The 14728-nt window shown below is 59.7% G+C and carries 12 protein-coding genes and 1 pseudogene; 6 read left to right on the forward strand and 7 right to left on the reverse strand.

Translation table 11 applies throughout. The features are described 5' to 3' along the window. Window positions 1-797 (forward strand): N-6 DNA methylase (locus PLH32_17455; GenBank protein ID HQJ66396.1); only part of this gene is annotated, 797 nt, incomplete at its 5' end. A 245-nt stretch (window positions 798-1042) separates the two neighbouring features. Here PLH32_17455 and PLH32_17460 read toward each other — a convergent pair. Then, window positions 1043-1435 carry a hypothetical protein gene (locus tag PLH32_17460; protein ID HQJ66397.1) on the reverse strand — a complete coding sequence of 131 codons (393 nt, stop codon included), beginning with the start codon at window positions 1433-1435 and terminating at the stop codon, window positions 1043-1045. 23 nt (window positions 1436-1458) lie between these two features. Then, window positions 1459-2508, reverse strand: coding sequence for a glycoside hydrolase (locus tag PLH32_17465; GenBank protein HQJ66398.1), 1050 nt, complete (start codon window positions 2506-2508; stop codon window positions 1459-1461). Window positions 2509-2787: 279 nt separating this feature from the next. Here PLH32_17465 and PLH32_17470 point away from each other — a divergent pair, with 279 nt between their 5' ends. Together PLH32_17470 and PLH32_17475 are read left to right on the forward strand one after the other, a co-directional pair. Beyond that, window positions 2788-2916: a hypothetical protein gene (locus PLH32_17470; GenBank protein HQJ66399.1), complete on the forward strand. Its 129-nt coding sequence runs from the start codon at window positions 2788-2790 to the stop codon at window positions 2914-2916. Window positions 2917-2941: 25 nt separating this feature from the next. After that, on the forward strand, window positions 2942-3307 hold the full coding sequence (locus tag PLH32_17475) for a cupin (protein ID HQJ66400.1): 366 nt from the start codon (window positions 2942-2944) through the stop codon (window positions 3305-3307). Between the two features lie 125 nt (window positions 3308-3432). Here PLH32_17475 and PLH32_17480 read toward each other — a convergent pair whose 3' ends face one another. Further along, complete coding sequence (locus PLH32_17480; protein HQJ66401.1) at window positions 3433-5880, reverse strand: glycosyl transferase; 2448 nt, start codon at window positions 5878-5880, stop codon at window positions 3433-3435. A gap of 185 nt (window positions 5881-6065) precedes the next feature. Between PLH32_17480 and PLH32_17485 the strand changes: the two genes are divergently transcribed. Continuing rightward, window positions 6066-6254 (forward strand): hypothetical protein, encoded by a 189-nt coding sequence (locus PLH32_17485; protein HQJ66402.1) that lies wholly within the window; start codon window positions 6066-6068, stop codon window positions 6252-6254. Between the two features lie 65 nt (window positions 6255-6319). Here the strand turns inward: PLH32_17485 and PLH32_17490 are convergent, their stop codons facing one another. Both PLH32_17490 and PLH32_17495 read right to left on the reverse strand, forming a co-directional pair. Next, on the reverse strand, window positions 6320-7885 hold the full coding sequence (locus PLH32_17490) for a hypothetical protein (protein HQJ66403.1): 1566 nt from the start codon (window positions 7883-7885) through the stop codon (window positions 6320-6322). A 68-nt stretch (window positions 7886-7953) separates the two neighbouring features. After that, entirely contained in the window at window positions 7954-9357 is a 1404-nt protein-coding gene (locus PLH32_17495) for a glycosyltransferase (GenBank protein HQJ66404.1), read from the reverse strand. Window positions 9358-9605: 248 nt separating this feature from the next. On the opposite strand from PLH32_17495, the gene mnmA reads away from it, so the two are divergent. Together mnmA and PLH32_17505 are read left to right on the forward strand one after the other, a co-directional pair. Next, a complete protein-coding gene (gene mnmA, locus PLH32_17500) occupies window positions 9606-10736 on the forward strand; it encodes a tRNA 2-thiouridine(34) synthase MnmA (GenBank protein ID HQJ66405.1) in 1131 nt (376 codons plus the stop codon). 99 nt (window positions 10737-10835) lie between these two features. Continuing rightward, window positions 10836-10961, forward strand: a pseudogene (locus tag PLH32_17505) (magnesium transporter). A gap of 24 nt (window positions 10962-10985) precedes the next feature. On the opposite strand, the gene PLH32_17510 reads toward PLH32_17505, so the two are convergent. Beyond that, entirely contained in the window at window positions 10986-13136 is a 2151-nt protein-coding gene (locus PLH32_17510; GenBank protein HQJ66406.1) for an alpha-glucuronidase family glycosyl hydrolase, read from the reverse strand. A 75-nt stretch (window positions 13137-13211) separates the two neighbouring features. After that, window positions 13212-14573, reverse strand: a complete 1362-nt coding sequence (locus PLH32_17515; GenBank protein ID HQJ66407.1) for a sugar porter family MFS transporter — start codon at window positions 14571-14573, stop codon at window positions 13212-13214. Between the last annotated feature and the right edge of the window lie 155 nt (window positions 14574-14728).

The raw sequence follows: 14728 nt of genomic DNA on the forward strand, positions 1-14728 counted from the left end.
TCGGCGATTTCGACAGCGATACCTTTATCTCGCCGGCCGACGCCCTGGTGGCCGATACCGGCGTGCGCGTCGACTATGTGCTGGCCAATCCCCCCTTCGGCAAAAAGAGCAGCATGACCTTCACCAACGACGAGGGCGAGCAGGAGAGCGACGACCTCACCTACAACCGCCAGGATTTCTGGGTCACCACCAGCAACAAGCAGCTCAACTTTGTCCAGCACATCCGCACCATGCTCAAATCCGACGGCCGCGCCGCGGTAGTGGTGCCCGACAATGTGCTCTTTGAGGGCGGCGCCGGCGAGACCGTGCGCAAAAAGCTGATGGCCACCACCAATCTGCACACCATCCTGCGCCTGCCCACCGGCGTATTCTACAAGCAGGGCGTCAAAGCCAATGTGATCTTTTTCGACAACAAGCCCGCGGCCAAAGAGCCCTGGACGCGCGAGGTGTGGATCTATGATTTCAGGACCAACATCCATTTCACCCTGAAAAAGAATCCCCTGCGCTTTGAGGACCTGGCTGATTTCATCGCCTGCTACTGCCCGGAGAACATCGCCAAACGCAAAGAGACTTGGCACCCCGAGTCCAATCCCGAGGGGCGCTGGCGCCGCTTCACCTATGATGAGATCATGGCCCGCGACAAGACCAGCCTGGATATCACCTGGATCAAGGACAAAAGCCTGACCGATCTGGACAATCTGCCGGATCCGGATGTGCTGGCGGCCGAGATCATCGAGAATCTGGAGGCGGGACTGGAAAGCTTTAAAGAAGTAGCCAATGGTTTGAGTGCCTCGTGAGGGCCGGCTGTGAGCGTCCCAAAAGCAATAGTGAAACCGTTGACTAAGGTTTAGGCGGTGGTCGACGGCAAGATCAGCAGCTTTCTCAACCGTGCGGGATGCGCCGGCAAGCCATCTACCTGATCTTCCCCGCGCGCGATCTCATCCGCAGGCTGCACGAAGCGTGCATTTCATTAATACAGAAACGGGCTGCCGGGCTTTTCACAGCTCGACAGCCCGTTGTTCGGACTGCAGTAGGTCGACATTCACCGGCTCGCCACCCCGGAGAGGGCGACCTCTTTGTAGAGCGCGCCGAAAAAGGCTGCAGGATCATCCAGAGAAGTCACCTTGATCCGTTCGGCCAGCCGGTCATCCCGCAGGTAGGCCAGGGTGAGCTGGGCGTGCAGCCGGAGGCGCAGGTCGCCCGCATGTCTGGCGATCTTTTCAAGCGCCTTTTCGCAGGCTCTCAGATCGGCCGCGGGCTGCTGCGTCTTGAGACAGGCCACATGAAAGATGGCATCGTGCTTCAGGCCCACGATATCCGAAGCCAGCGCCTGAACATAGCCCTGCACGGCCTTATCCGTCCGCTCCATCTCTTGCGGCGAAGCCAGAAGACCTCCAGCCGCCAGAAATACCAGAACAGCGATCTCTTTTTTCATGATACACCTCCCGTGTAAGGGGTTTACTCAACCGGTTCAAACCACCTTTTAAGCGTCTCGATCAGCGAATTCTCCGCAGACCGGCGCCAGCGCAGCCAGGTTGTGCGCGTCATGATGCCGACAACACCGTCATAGATACCGCCGTCGATCCAGGCATCGTAGGTCCGCACGGCGATGAGATTGGGGCCGCCCCAGTGGATCCGCTCCGGAGGAATCGTATAGTAACGCTCCTGCAGCCACCAGTCGTTTTTGCGGATATCCTCCCCCGCGGCGGGGAAATGGCCGGTCCGGCCGATGCGCTCGCCGTTGAACCAGACCTCATCGACGTCATCGATCTTGCCGAGGGCGAGGATCAACCGCGTATCGCGGTTCTCCGCCGGAATGACCACCGAGCGGTGGTACCAGGCATAACCGTCGTAATCCGGATAGCCCTGAACTTCCCACTTGAGCGGAACGATCAGGCTGTCCCAGCCGCTCTGCGCCGTCTCGTTCAGCCGCCAGGCCGGATCGTCGCCGGTATGGAACTGCCAGTATCCGCTCAGATCCACCACCAGTTCCGGAAGGTCACGGCGCGAGTAGAGGCCCAGGTCGCCCGAAACGATGCCGCCGCTTTCGAAATCATCATAGACCTGCACCGCCACGACGTTCGCTGCATCAAACTGGAGGAATTCGGCCGGGACGTAGTAGAGTCGGTGCGTCGCATAGGCGGTCTCGTACTCCGGATAAAGCCGCCCGCTGCTGTTGACCAGATGGCCATTGACCCAGGTGCGGTCGACGTCATCGATAGAACCGAGGTCGAGGTAGAGCTTTTTCTCGCGCAGCGCGCGCGGCACATTGAAATGTTTGCGGTACCAGGCCATGCCGTCATAGCCCGGAAAACCCTGGTCCTCCCAGCACCCCGGGGCCTTGATCGTCTCCCAGCGCGAATCGTCAAAGGCCGCACCGGCATAGGCGGGATTGTCGCCGATCTCGAAGCGCCAGACGCCGTTGAGATCGACCTCTTTTTTTAGGTCGGCGGCTACGGCTGCGATGGCGAACAGCAGGCCACAGGTGCAGAGGATGATCACTTTCATTGAATCTCTCCTTCGTTCTTCTACCAGAATATACTCGAAAACAAGGTCATTGTTGTCACCGGCGGGTCAAAAGATGTCAAAAGTTGTCATATGGCGGCCGGGATGCGATGCAAGAAATCGTTTCTTTTACAGTAGGAGCATAATGGTGCGAGCCATGCTTTTCTGTTTCAGCAAAAGAGGAAAATGAGTATATTCAGGGGAGCGGTGCCGGCACGGAACATCCGGACCGGGCCTGCGCAGGCCGAGTAAACGCGACGGAATCACACAGGGAGGTGCATCATGAGCAAGTTATTGCGGACACTCGCGGCGGGATGGGGCGCAAAAAAAATGGGACGGGGTTGCTTCTCCACCGTCCTGATCTTTATCATCCTCTGGTGGCTGCTCAGCCACTTTGACATTTTCAAATAAAGAAAAACCTTCCGGAGCTGATGAAATGGCAAGATTGATCCCGCAGCCGTCCATCGTCCCGGCCGCCGGTGCCAGGTCCAAACGCATCGAGGAGTTCATCGGTCGCGTTAATACCGGGACGGCAGCGTTGAGCATCGCCCGGATGAAGAGCGCGAGCGGCTGGGAGGAACCGGCGCAGCAGCCGGAGTTCGACGAGTATACCCTCGTCCTCGCCGGCGAAGTGGTGGCCGAAACCCGGGAGGGTATTCTCAAAGCTGGACCAGGTCAGGCGATTTTCGCCCCGGCCGGCGAGTGGGTGCGCTACAGCACGCCGGGACCGGACGGGGCGGAGTACATCGCGGTGTGTCAACCGGCCTTCTCACCCGAGACCGTTCATCGCGTATCGGAGTAATCCGGCTCCTGGCGCTCTCGAATTATGGATGCAGGGCGGTATGTCCTGCCGGCCATGGGCCATCCGGGTGATCCGGCCCCTGGCGCCCAAGCCCCAATAGCGGTTCAAGGGATCCGGCTTATCCTTCAGGTGCCCAGTTTGGCCTTGACCAGGACGCGCTTGACGCCGGCTGCCGGCTTGGGGACGACATCGCCTGCGATTCCCTGGCCGTCCACCGTCAATTCGACCCGGTTGCCCTTGCCGATGCGGCTAATCTCGATCTCGTAACGCACCCCCTGAAACATACGACTTACCTTGAAGCCTTTCCAGCTCTCGGGCACCACGGGCGCCACCCTCAGCCCTTTATAGGTGGGCCGTATGCCGAGAATGTGCTGGGTGACCGCCACGTAATTCCACGCCGCAGTGCCGGTGAGCCAGGAGTTCTTGGCCTCACCGTGGGTGGGCGCATCCCTTCCCGCGATCATCTGGGCATAGACATAGGGTTCACAGCGATGCACATCGGCCAGCTTTTCGCGCGCCGAGGGATTGATGCGGAGATAGGTGGCGAAAGCCTGGTCTCCGCGGCCGATCACCGTCTCGGCGATCATGATCCAGGGATTGTTGTGACAAAAGATGCCGGCGTTCTCCTTGTAACCCGGCGGATAGGAGGAGATTTCCCCAAGCTCCAGGTAATACCTTGAATAGGCCGGCTGCTGCAGCATGATCCCGTGCTTCGTGCCCAGCAGCTGGTGGGTCGAGTCCAGCGCCTTCTGCGCAAGTCCCTCTTCGACGCCGATCCCGGCCATCACGCAGAATCCCTGCGGCTCGATGAAAATCTTGCCTTCCTTGCACGTCTTTGATCCCACCTTGCGCCCGAAATCGTCATAAGCGCGGACGAACCAGTTGCCATCCCAGCCGTGCTTCTTCACCACGGCCTCCATCAGAGCAGAAGCCTTGCGGTAGCTCTCCGCCTCCTTGCCCTTTCCGCGCTGCTCCGCCAGATCGGCCAGTTCATGCGCCGCCAGGACAAAGAGCCCGGCGATGAAGACCGATTCGGCCACCTTGCCTTCCTTGTTGGTTGTGGTCTGGAAGGATTGGCCCGGCGTGTCGGAGAAGCAATTAAGGTTGAGGCAGTCGTTCCAGTCGGCGCGGCCGATCAGGGGGAGGCCGTGCGGGCCGATGCGCTCGAGGGTGTAGGTGAGGCTGCGCTGCAAGTGTTCATAGAGCGGGGTCTCGCTGCCGGGCTCATTGTCGTAGGGGACTTTTTCGTCCAGGATGGTCCAGTCTCCGGTCTCCTTGACATAGGCGCAGGTACCGAGGATCAGCCAGAGGGGATCGTCGTTGAAATTGCCGCCGATGTCGTTGTTGCCGCGCTTGGTCAGGGGCTGATATTGATGGTAGGCCCCGCCGCTCGGCAGCTGAGTGGCTGCGAGATCGAGCACCCGCTCGCGGGCGCGTTCGGGCACCATATGGACGAAACCGAGGAGGTCCTGGTTCGAATCGCGAAAGCCGAGGCCGCGGCCGATGCCCGATTCGTAAAACGAGGCCGAACGTGACATATTGAACGTAGCCATGCACTGATAGGCATTCCAGATGTTGACCATGCGATTGGTGTGCTGGTTCGGCGTCTCAACCTGGCAGAGGCCGAGGATCCCGTCCCAGTAGGCATGCAGCGCATCGAAGGCCTTGGCCACTTCCTCAGGTTGGAGATATTTGGCGATGACCGGCTTGACCGTGCGCTTGTTGATGGTCTGGGAGCCAGGGGGGTCGAATTTCTTGCCGGCCGGGTTTTCGTGGTAACCGAGGAGGATGGTCACTGCCCGGGTTGCGCCCGGTTTGAGATTCAGTTTGATGTGATGAGAGCCGATGGGGGCCCAACCATGGGCGACCGAATTAAAGGAACGACCGCGCGCGACAGCGGCCGGGTTGTCCCAGCTGTGACAGCGGCCCAGAAACGCTTCGCGCTGGGTATCAAAGCCGGCTGGGCCGGGCGAACAGGCGAAATAGGCAAAATGATCACGGCGCTCACGGTATTCGGTCTTGTGATAGATGACCCCCTTTTCTATCTCGACCTGGCCGGTGCTGAAATTGCGCTGAAAATTAGTCGCGTCATCCTGGGCGTCCCAGAGGCAGAATTCAATCGCCGAGAAGAGCGAGAGAGCGGCCGGTGTATCGCGCTGGTTGGTCACCTGGACCTGCCAGATTTCGAGGTTCTCGCCCAAGGGAACGAAAAAGAGGGTCTCGGCTTTGATGCCCTTGAATGTCGAGCCGATGATGCTGTAGCCGAGGCCGTGGCGGCAGCTATAGTCCTCGACTTGATGGCGGGTGGGCTGCCAGGAGGGCGACCAGAAGGAGCCGTCCCTGTTGTCGCGCAGGTAGATCAGCCGGCCGCCAAAATCGAAGGGGACGTTATTGTAGCGGTAGCGGGTCAGCCGGCGCAGGCGGGCATCGCGATAGAAGGAATAGCCGCCCGCGGTGTTGGAGAGGATGCCGAAATAGGCCTCGCAGCCGAGATAATTAATCCAGGGCAGTGGGGTATCCGGCCGGGTGATGACATATTCGCGCTTTTCATCGTCAAAGTAACCGTATTTCATGTCAGCTCCAGGTATTAGGGACTCGTGCAAGTGCGCGGTTCAAGCCGGGGTTGCCGGGGGAACCCGGCATTCCGCACCGTCCGCAGCCGTTCAAGCCTATCCATTCCCCCGCACATGCTCGCCATGCCAGGTTCCTCTGTTTTACTTAAAATAGGCAGCACAGGCGGCAAAATCAACAGGTTTTGTTGGAATCCCGCGCATCGTTGCAGCTGGCTCCCGCCCTGACCCCGGCCTGGCAGCGGATGACGGCGGTGATTCATCAGGTCTCACCGGAGGGAAAAGATCTGGCAACCGGGGTTTACCTGGGCCGCATGGTCATGGGTCCCTTCTCGCAAACGATCAGGATTGCCTTGGTCCGCAAAGACCAGCCCTAAAAGCGACGGGGCAGGGGGTGTTGCCACCCTCTGCCCCGTTTCCTGCAAGACGCCGGCTGCAAAGCCTATCTCAACATCCGCACATCGTACAGATGCACACCGGGGAGTTTACCCTGCGTCTGATCGGGACAGCGCTCGAGAAAGGCGAACGCCCCGGCCGGCTTGTGACCCCAAAAGAGAAAAGTATCGATCCTGAACGCGCTCAAGGCCTCGCGTACCGCCGCTTCGTCCCGATACGGGACACAACTACCGAGATAGTGCCATTCCCGATAATAACAGAGCGCGAGGCTTTCGTTCCAGTTTTTATTGGAGGCGATTCGGGATGCCGCTGCGACCGGTGCATCAGCCAGGCTGGCGGCCAACTCCCACTGGGCCCGGCCGCGCTGACGATAGCTGAGCAGTTTCTCCCCCGGAAAATAGCAGAAGGAGAGTATCAGCAAGCTGATCACCACCCGGGCGGCCAGCGTGCTCTTTTCCTTCAGCAAAACGCCGATCACTTTCATGGCCATCAGCAACAGGAGCAGCTCCACAAACCATAGATAGCGTTCCTCCATCCAGACCAGCAGGTATCCCGAAAGGTAGATCAAAAAAGGGAAGAGCCACCTCCAGGCTTCAGACCAGGGCAGGGCCGCACCCGGCCTACTCAATCCGAAATAAAGAAAAATTAGTACGATCCCCCAGCCAAAGGGTGAAAACTGGTTGAGCAGGCGCAACAGATACGAGAAGAATCCCCGGACGATACGGAAATAGGCGGTCAGATCCGCCAACGATTGCCAGGGCTTCCAGCCCTGGATCGGCACGAAATGGGGGTCATCCCAAACGCTGGTCGCTCCGGCGTACGGCAGCTCCACCAGCCCGGTGCGATCGAGCGGCAGCTCTTTGTGATGCGGATCGATAAAGGCGAAAAGCCAGCCGCTGAAATGATGCCCCATATCGATGCGGCGGTATTTTTCGGACTGCAGGGTCATCCAGCTCAGGACGATGGACCCGAAGATCAGCATTGCTATCCCGTAATGCACCAGCAACCGGCGCGCCCCGGCGGGACGACGCTGCCACCACTCCAGCAGGTAAACCGTCACCAGGTGCACAGCGATGAAGGGGAGGGCGTAGTACTTCGCCAGATAGGCCAGTCCCGCCGCCAAACCCAGCCCCACGGCATGACGCCGGCGGCTGAAATAGGCGGCGCTGTAGAGCACGGTCAGATAAAAGAGCAGGCAGAGGGCAACCAGCAGATCGGGACTCAGCACCGAAATCGCCATCCAGAAGATCATCGGGATGAGAGCGAAATGCCAGAACCACCGCATCCAGCCGCTGATGCGGAAGCGGTCGAGCCAAACCTCGAGCAGCCCAAAGCCGGCCAGGCCGATGAGCAGGTTCACGATCTTGAAGGCCAACTGCGCATTGACCCCGAGGGCGAGGAAGGGCGCCAGCAACCAGGAGATCAGGGGATTCCAGTGATTGCTGACCGAGAGGATAAACTTCCCCTGCAGGATCAGCCGGGCGTTGTTGATATAGCTGATGCCATCGGGATTGATCTGAAAACGGTATTCCGGCAGCAGCAGCCACCCAAGGGCCAGATAGAGCCCCATCGCGCACCAGAGCGGCCAGCGCCTTGCCATCCGTTTGGACATCATCTTTCTCCCTGTATCTGTAAACATCATGGTTCGGGTTCCTCGAGGCCGGCACGGCAGAAGAAAACCTAGATGAATTTGATCTTCCGGGCGGCAAAAAGGCTCATCCGCAAGAGCAGCATCCCATGCCGGAAGCGGCTGATCTGTGTCGCACCATACTCGCGGTCACGATATCGAACGATCACCTCGACGATTTTGAGATTCAATTTGGCAGCCCCGAAGAGCAGGTCAAAATCGCCGAAGGGATCAAAATCGCCGAAATAGCTTCTTCCCCGTTTGATCCGCTGATAGTCATCGCGGAAAAGGACCTTGGTCCCGCACAAGGTATCCTTGAGCGGCTGACCAAGGAGATAGGAAAAAAAGAGGCTGAACAGCTTGTTCGCGATCAGATTGAGGAAGCGCATCGCCTCCTTCTCCATCGGATAGACCAGGCGGCAGCCGTTGATGAATTCACCACGATTGGCCGTCAAGGCGTGATAGAATTTGGGCAAATCTTCCGGCGGCGTCGTCAGGTCGGCATCCAGGATCATCAGGATCTCACCATTGGCTGCATCAAATGCCTCAAAGACCGCATTCCCTTTCCCCCTGCCGCTTTGCCGCATCACCTTGATGTCACGCTCCGGATACTTTTGCTGTACCGCTACCATCCTTTCGTAGGTGTCATCCGATGAATGGCCTTCGATGAAAAGGATCTCCTGCCCTGCGCCGAAACGCGGGATCCGCTTGATGGCGTTCTCGATATTGCCGCTTTCATTGCGCGCCGGAATGACGATCGTCACCGTGGCCTCCGCGTGCGGACGCGCAAGCGGACGCGCGACGAGCAGGTTGATCATGCAAAGGCGGTTGAGCAGCGGCAGGTTGGCGATCAGACGATTGCAGAGAAAAGCCAGAACCGGGATATTGCGCGGCAGCAGCAGTTTGCGCTCCTCGCGGACGATCTCGAGTTCTTCCAGCTGAAGCAGGTTGGCCATGTCCAGCGGCGAAAGCCAGTTCTGCAGGGGCTGCCGGAATTTAAGCCCGAGTTTTTCAGCAAGACGGAATACCGGCTCCCACAGATAACTGTAATACGAGATAACGATCCGGCTGCGCGGATGCACCACCTGGCGCAGATTTTTCAGGGCCGCCTGGATATCCCACAAGGTGCCCACCAGATCGGAAAGGATGATATAGTCGAATTTTTCGTGCAGCTCCAGGGTTTCCGCATCATCCACCCGGAAGGTGAGGCTTGGGAACTGCTCCTGTGCCTTGCTGATCATGCGGGGCGAAAAATCCACCCCGACACCATACCCGGGATGAACCGCGGCGAGCAGTTCGCCAGTGCCGCAGCCGATTTCGAGCACCCGGCTGTTGGCGGGAATGATGAAGGAAAAGTAGCGCGCCAGATAGCGGTGATAATAGCGGTTTTTCCTTTTCCACCGCTCGCGCTGAGCGGCATAGTCATCATAATACCGGATCAGCTCTTTTTTATCCATTCATATCCTTGGTTTGGTCAAAGCGGGCGCGCTTCTCGCGGTGCTCGGGGAGAATCATTTTAAAAATAGCCAAATATAGCATGCCAATCAAGAATTATCAGCTCCGGGCTAAGTCCGGCGACCTCCACCATCGATGCAGCCGGCCGGCTGCGGGAAATGCGGCTTGTCGCCGATTTTGCCGATTGGATTTCTCGCCTTTTTTCCCTATCTTTTCCATAAATGACCGCCCAGTCCAAAACCGGAAGCGCATGACCGATCTCACTGCAAATAGCCCTGATACGCGCAAACGCATCGCCGTGCTCGTTTCCGGCGGCGTCGATAGCGCCGTAGCGCTCTCTTTGCTGAAAAAGCAAGGCCACTCGGTAACGGCTTTTTATCTCAAGGTGTGGATGGAAGGGGATACATTCTTCGGCAACTGCCCCTGGCGCGAAGACGTGGCCTATGTGGAAAAAATCGCCGCCCAGCTCGGCGTCCCCTTTGAGGTCATGCCGATGCAGCAGGAGTACTGGGATCTGATCATCGACTATACTCTAAAAGAGGTGCGAGCGGGCCGGACCCCCAACCCGGACATGATGTGCAACAAGCTCTTCAAATTCGGCGCTTTTTATGAACGCGCCGGCTGCGAGTACGACCGGATGGCCTCGGGCCATTATGCTAAAACCGTCCTGGATGATGCGGGCGAAGTGCGGTTGCTGACCTCAAACGATCCGGTCAAGGACCAGACCTATTTTCTCAGCCAGATGCAGCGTGAGCAGCTCGCCCGTTGCCTCTTCCCCCTCGGCGATCTCGACAAGGCCGGCGTGCGGCGGCTGGCCCGGGAAATGCATCTGCCTAACGCAGAGCGGCCGGACAGTCAGGGAATCTGCTTTCTCGGCAAGATCAATTACCGCGAGTTCCTCAGCCGCCACGTCGGGCGCAAGCCGGGCCGGATCATCGAGCAATCGACCGGCCGGATCCTCGGCGACCACGAAGGCTATTGGTTTTACACCATCGGCCAGCGCAACGGACTGCGCCTCTCCGGCGGCCCCTGGTTTGTCATCGACAAAAACGGTCCGGAGAACATCGTCTATGTAGCCCACGGCTATGATCCCGAACCGATCTACCGCGACCGGATCGATGTACAGGCCTTCAACTGGATCTCGCCGCTGCGGAGCACCCTCCTGGAAGGCACCGCGCAAGTCGAACGCACTGCGGATGGAGAGCCGCTCTTCGCCTGTAAAATCCGTCACAGCCCGGAGTATTTCCGGGCCGCCGTCCGTTTCGAGGACGAAACCAGCCTGACCATCCGGCCTCAAGAACGCGTCGCCGGGGTCGCCCAAGGCCAGTTCGCCGTCCTCTACCTGGGCTTGGAATGCCTCGGCGGCGGTGTGATCGTCTAGCCCGTAGACCTTCCAGCCAAGGCAACAACCATGCCCCTATATGCCAGCCTCCTCAAACCCGAAATCCAGGAGTTCATCGCCAACCGCGAACTCTAGACCCTGCGCAGGCTGGGCACCGATCCGGCCGCCTCTTCCGCCCCCTTCGTCGCCACCCTGGTGGATGTGACCGGACTGGTGATCTATTTCTCGGTGGCTGCGCTCATCCTGGGCGGCATCCTCCTCTGACGGTGTGAGCCGGACCTCCAGGCGTCAGGGGATGCCTGGGATATCGGTATAACGGTGGGCTTTATAGTACTCCAGATCGTGCGCCGGAGGGATGAATCCGGCCGGAAAGGGCCGCTTCGCAAAGGTCTGGAAATAGAGCAGACAGCCGTCCCGCCAGATCCCGGCATCGCGCTCCTGCAGGACCAGTAAATCCTGAACCTTCCTAAACCGCTCCGCATCGATCACCCCCTGCAAGGTTTGCCACTCCCTGCGCATCCCGCCAACCGCATGGAGGCCGTCATCATAGTACCGACAAAGCTCCTCCCACAAGCTCCTTCCGGAGCGCATGCGGTACGTCCAGGGCACATGATGAAACCAGAGCAGAAGATTCTCCGGGCAGGTGGCGACGTTCTCGAAGCGATCACGCACCGGCGGGCTATACTGCGCCACCGCGTTGCTGCCTTTTGCGGTGCGGTCGAAACCGAGTCCGTTGCTGTCGGCGCGGTGGTAATAAACCGAGGTCCAGTCGGGACGGCCGCTGTCGACCCAGGGACCCGGGCCGTAATGGTGGCCATAGTACATGATGTGGTGCAGGCCCAGGGGCGTCATGTAGTGGACCGCCGTCTCGCGCGAAGCCAGCATCATTTTCACAATCCGATCGGCCGCACTCCGGTCCTGCGTGAAGGTCATGCGGACCCATTCTCCGGCGATGGTCCCGGCGTCCAGATCCGGATCCCAAGATAGACGGCCGAAGGCATACCAATTGGCCTGGCCGAAGGGATGGCCGGTCCAGCTACGGACATCGCCGATGTTGGCCACCCCCGCCATCGCGGTATGCGGCCGGGGATAGAGGCTGCCGTCGATGATGCGGGCAACCGTGCTCCCCGGGCCGGCGGCTTCAGTGTCCGACTGCAGGCACTCTTCGTAGAGCGGCGCCAGATAGACCAGATGAACCGAGGCGCCGAGATACTCCTGGGTGATCTGGAACTCGGGCAGGAGCGCTGTGCGCGGCATCGCCCCGAACAGGGGATGAAAAGGCTCGCGGGGCTGAAAATCAATGGGCCCGTTCTTGACCTGGATCAGGACGTTCGCACGGAACTGGCCGTCCAGCGGGACAAATTCGTTCCAGGCCTGTTTGGCCCGATCATCGGGAACGTGCTGATCATAGACAAAGGCCCGCCACATGACGATCCCGCCAAAAGGTGCAACCGCATCGGCGAGCAGGTTGGCCCCCTCGGCGTGGGAACGGCCGTAATTCTGCGGTCCCGGCTGCCCTTCCGAATTGGCCTTGACGAGAAACCCCCCGAAATCCGGGATCAGACTATAAATCTCTGCCGCCTTGGCCCGCCACCAGGCGATGACGGCAGGATCGAGCGGATCGGCGGTCGCCAGTCCGCCGATCTCGACCGGAGCGCTGAAGCGCGCGGTGAGAAAAACCCGGATCCCCCAGGGCCTGAAGACATCGGCCAGGGCCTGGACCTTGCGGAGATACTCCGGCGTCAGGACCCGGGCGTTGGCGTTGACGTTGGTGAGGACGGTCGCATTGATCCCGATGGAGGCGTTGGCGCGCGCATAATCGACATAGCGCGGATTCAGGCTGTCCGGGAGCGCATCCCACTCCCAGAGCGAACGTCCGGCATATCCCCGCTCGACCGTGCGGTCGAGATTATCCCAATGGTTGAGAATTCGGATCTGTACTTTCGGGGTGCTGCGGATGGCGAGACGGACGATCTTCTGACGGGTCTGCACCAGGCGGAGAAGATGAAACACGCCATAGAGGACACCACGGTCACTGTTGGCGGCAATGGCGATAATCTTTTTGCCCTGGCAGGGGGTGGTGCGGATGAGATAGCCCTCCGCGCCCAGTCCCGCCAGCGCGCTCTCCCATTTCAGGGAAGCGATGACCAGTGAGCCCGAGGGGGTTCCCGCCACCACCGTTCCATTGAGCAGGGCACCGCCCGCTTCCGGCATGGGGCACGCCAGAAGACCGCCGAGCCCAGCCGCCAGTTCGTCCGCCGCGGAACGCAACAGCGGTGAATCGCCCTCAACCCTCCAGCCGGTGATCGCCTTCCGGTAGCCGGTCAACGCCGCAGCATCGGTGATTGGATCATAGCGCAGCCAGAGGCGGTAGCCATCTTCGGCCCTCGCTGCGGCCGCCATCAACGCGAGCATCAGAATGGTCCGGATTCGTCTCATTGCGTTCCTCTTTCGTGTGGTGCAGTCCGGACCCGATCTTCCGCCAAAGGAAGGCGTGATGATCCGTCCGGCCCTTTACTCGGTCGCAATACCGAAATGCTTCTGGATCTGTTCGAGCGGCACCCCCTTGGTTTCAATGACCATAAACTTGACCCAGATGAGCTGCAGAACCATCATGCCGCAGAAAAAGAGGAAAATATAACCGGGCGCCAGCGCTGCAGCCATCCTCGGGAAAAAAGTGGTGAGCAGCGCCGCAAAAACCCAGTGGGTGAAGCTGCCGAAGGCCTGGCCCTCGGCGCGATGCCGGGTGGGGAAAATTTCCGAAATGAACACCCAGATCACCGCGCCCTGTCCCACGGCATGCGCGGCGATGAAGGCGAAGATGAAGAGCGGCACCATCGCGAAATGGCCGGTGAAAAAGGCCCAGGCCGTCAGCCCGAGCGAGGCAATATAGCCGAAGGAGCCGATGAACAGCAGCGTCCGCCGCCCGAGGCGATCGATGAGCCAGAGGCCGACGAAGGTGAAAAGAAGATTGGTCACGCCGATGCCGACCGATTGCAGCAACGCTGCCTTGGCGCCCAGGCCGGCCATTTCGAAAATGCGGGGGGCAAAATAGAGCACGGCATTGATGCCGGAGAGCTGATTGAAAAAGGCAATGAGAAAAGCGAGCAGGATCGGAATGCGCAGCCGCGTGGTCCAGAAACGCGCGGAGACGACCCGGTCGGCCGAGGCGGAGTGGATCTCATCCGCCAATCGTTCCAGCTGTGCCGGCGCAGCCTCCGATTCGATCAATTTGAGCACCTTCAAGCCCGCCGCACGGTCGCCGCGACGGCCGATCAGCCAACGCGGGCTTTCCGGCAGAGCAAAGCAGAGCAGCGTGTAGAGCAGCGACGGGAAGGCCGCCACGCCGAGCATCCAGCGCCAGGCGGCATCGCCGATGTCGCGCAGAAGATAATTCGAGGCGAAGGCGACCAGGATGCCGAAGACGATGTTGAACTGGAAGGCGCCGGCGAGCCGCCCGCGCCAGGCCGCCGGCGCGATCTCGGAAATGTAGAGCGGCGCGGCAACCGTAGAGACGCCAATCCCCAGTCCGCCGATGAAGCGGGCCGTGATGAAGAGACCGATCCCGCTGGCAAAGGCGCAGCCCAGAGCCGAAATGATGTAAAGCAGTCCGACGCAAAGCAGGGTGATCTTGCGCCCGAAGCGGTCGGTCGGCCAGCCGCCGAGCAGGGCTCCCAGCATCGTGCCGTAAAGCGCCGCCCCCATAGCGATGCCGTGCAGCCCGGGACTGAGATGCCAAAGGGCCTGGATGGTTTGCTCCGCGCCGGAGATGACGACGGTATCAAAGCCGAAGAGAAAACCCGCCAGAGCAGAGGTGAGGGACCAGAAGATGATGCGTGCTTTCATGGTACGGTATCCTTCGAGATTGGAATGCAATGTTCGTTGCCCAGAATGTACGAGATAATATTTTGTTTTACAATAAATAATCCTACCCCGGCCGATCGGCCTGGCCTTGAACCGTCCCGCCTCCTCCTATCGTAAGTTTGTATCATATGACCATAGGAATGCGTATATTATGATAACACAATTAG

The sequence above is a fragment of the bacterium genome (assembly GCA_035419245.1).
Classification (GTDB): domain Bacteria; phylum Zhuqueibacterota; class Zhuqueibacteria; order Residuimicrobiales; family Residuimicrobiaceae; genus JAKPUX01.

What these genes read in the sequence shown, in the direction of transcription:
- PLH32_17460 (HQJ66397.1), bottom strand. Translation starts at nt 1,435, where the DNA reads ATGAAAAAAGAGATCGCTGTTCTGGTATTTCTGGCGGCTGGAGGTCTT.
- PLH32_17465 (HQJ66398.1), bottom strand. Translation starts at nt 2,508, where the DNA reads ATGAAAGTGATCATCCTCTGCACCTGTGGCCTGCTGTTCGCCATCGCA.
- PLH32_17470 (HQJ66399.1), top strand. Translation starts at nt 2,788, where the DNA reads ATGAGCAAGTTATTGCGGACACTCGCGGCGGGATGGGGCGCAAAAAAA.
- PLH32_17475 (HQJ66400.1), top strand. Translation starts at nt 2,942, where the DNA reads ATGGCAAGATTGATCCCGCAGCCGTCCATCGTCCCGGCCGCCGGTGCC.
- PLH32_17480 (HQJ66401.1), bottom strand. Translation starts at nt 5,880, where the DNA reads ATGAAATACGGTTACTTTGACGATGAAAAGCGCGAATATGTCATCACC.
- PLH32_17490 (HQJ66403.1), bottom strand. Translation starts at nt 7,885, where the DNA reads ATGTCCAAACGGATGGCAAGGCGCTGGCCGCTCTGGTGCGCGATGGGG.
- PLH32_17495 (HQJ66404.1), bottom strand. Translation starts at nt 9,357, where the DNA reads ATGGATAAAAAAGAGCTGATCCGGTATTATGATGACTATGCCGCTCAG.
- mnmA (HQJ66405.1), top strand. Translation starts at nt 9,606, where the DNA reads ATGACCGATCTCACTGCAAATAGCCCTGATACGCGCAAACGCATCGCC.
- PLH32_17510 (HQJ66406.1), bottom strand. Translation starts at nt 13,136, where the DNA reads ATGAGACGAATCCGGACCATTCTGATGCTCGCGTTGATGGCGGCCGCA.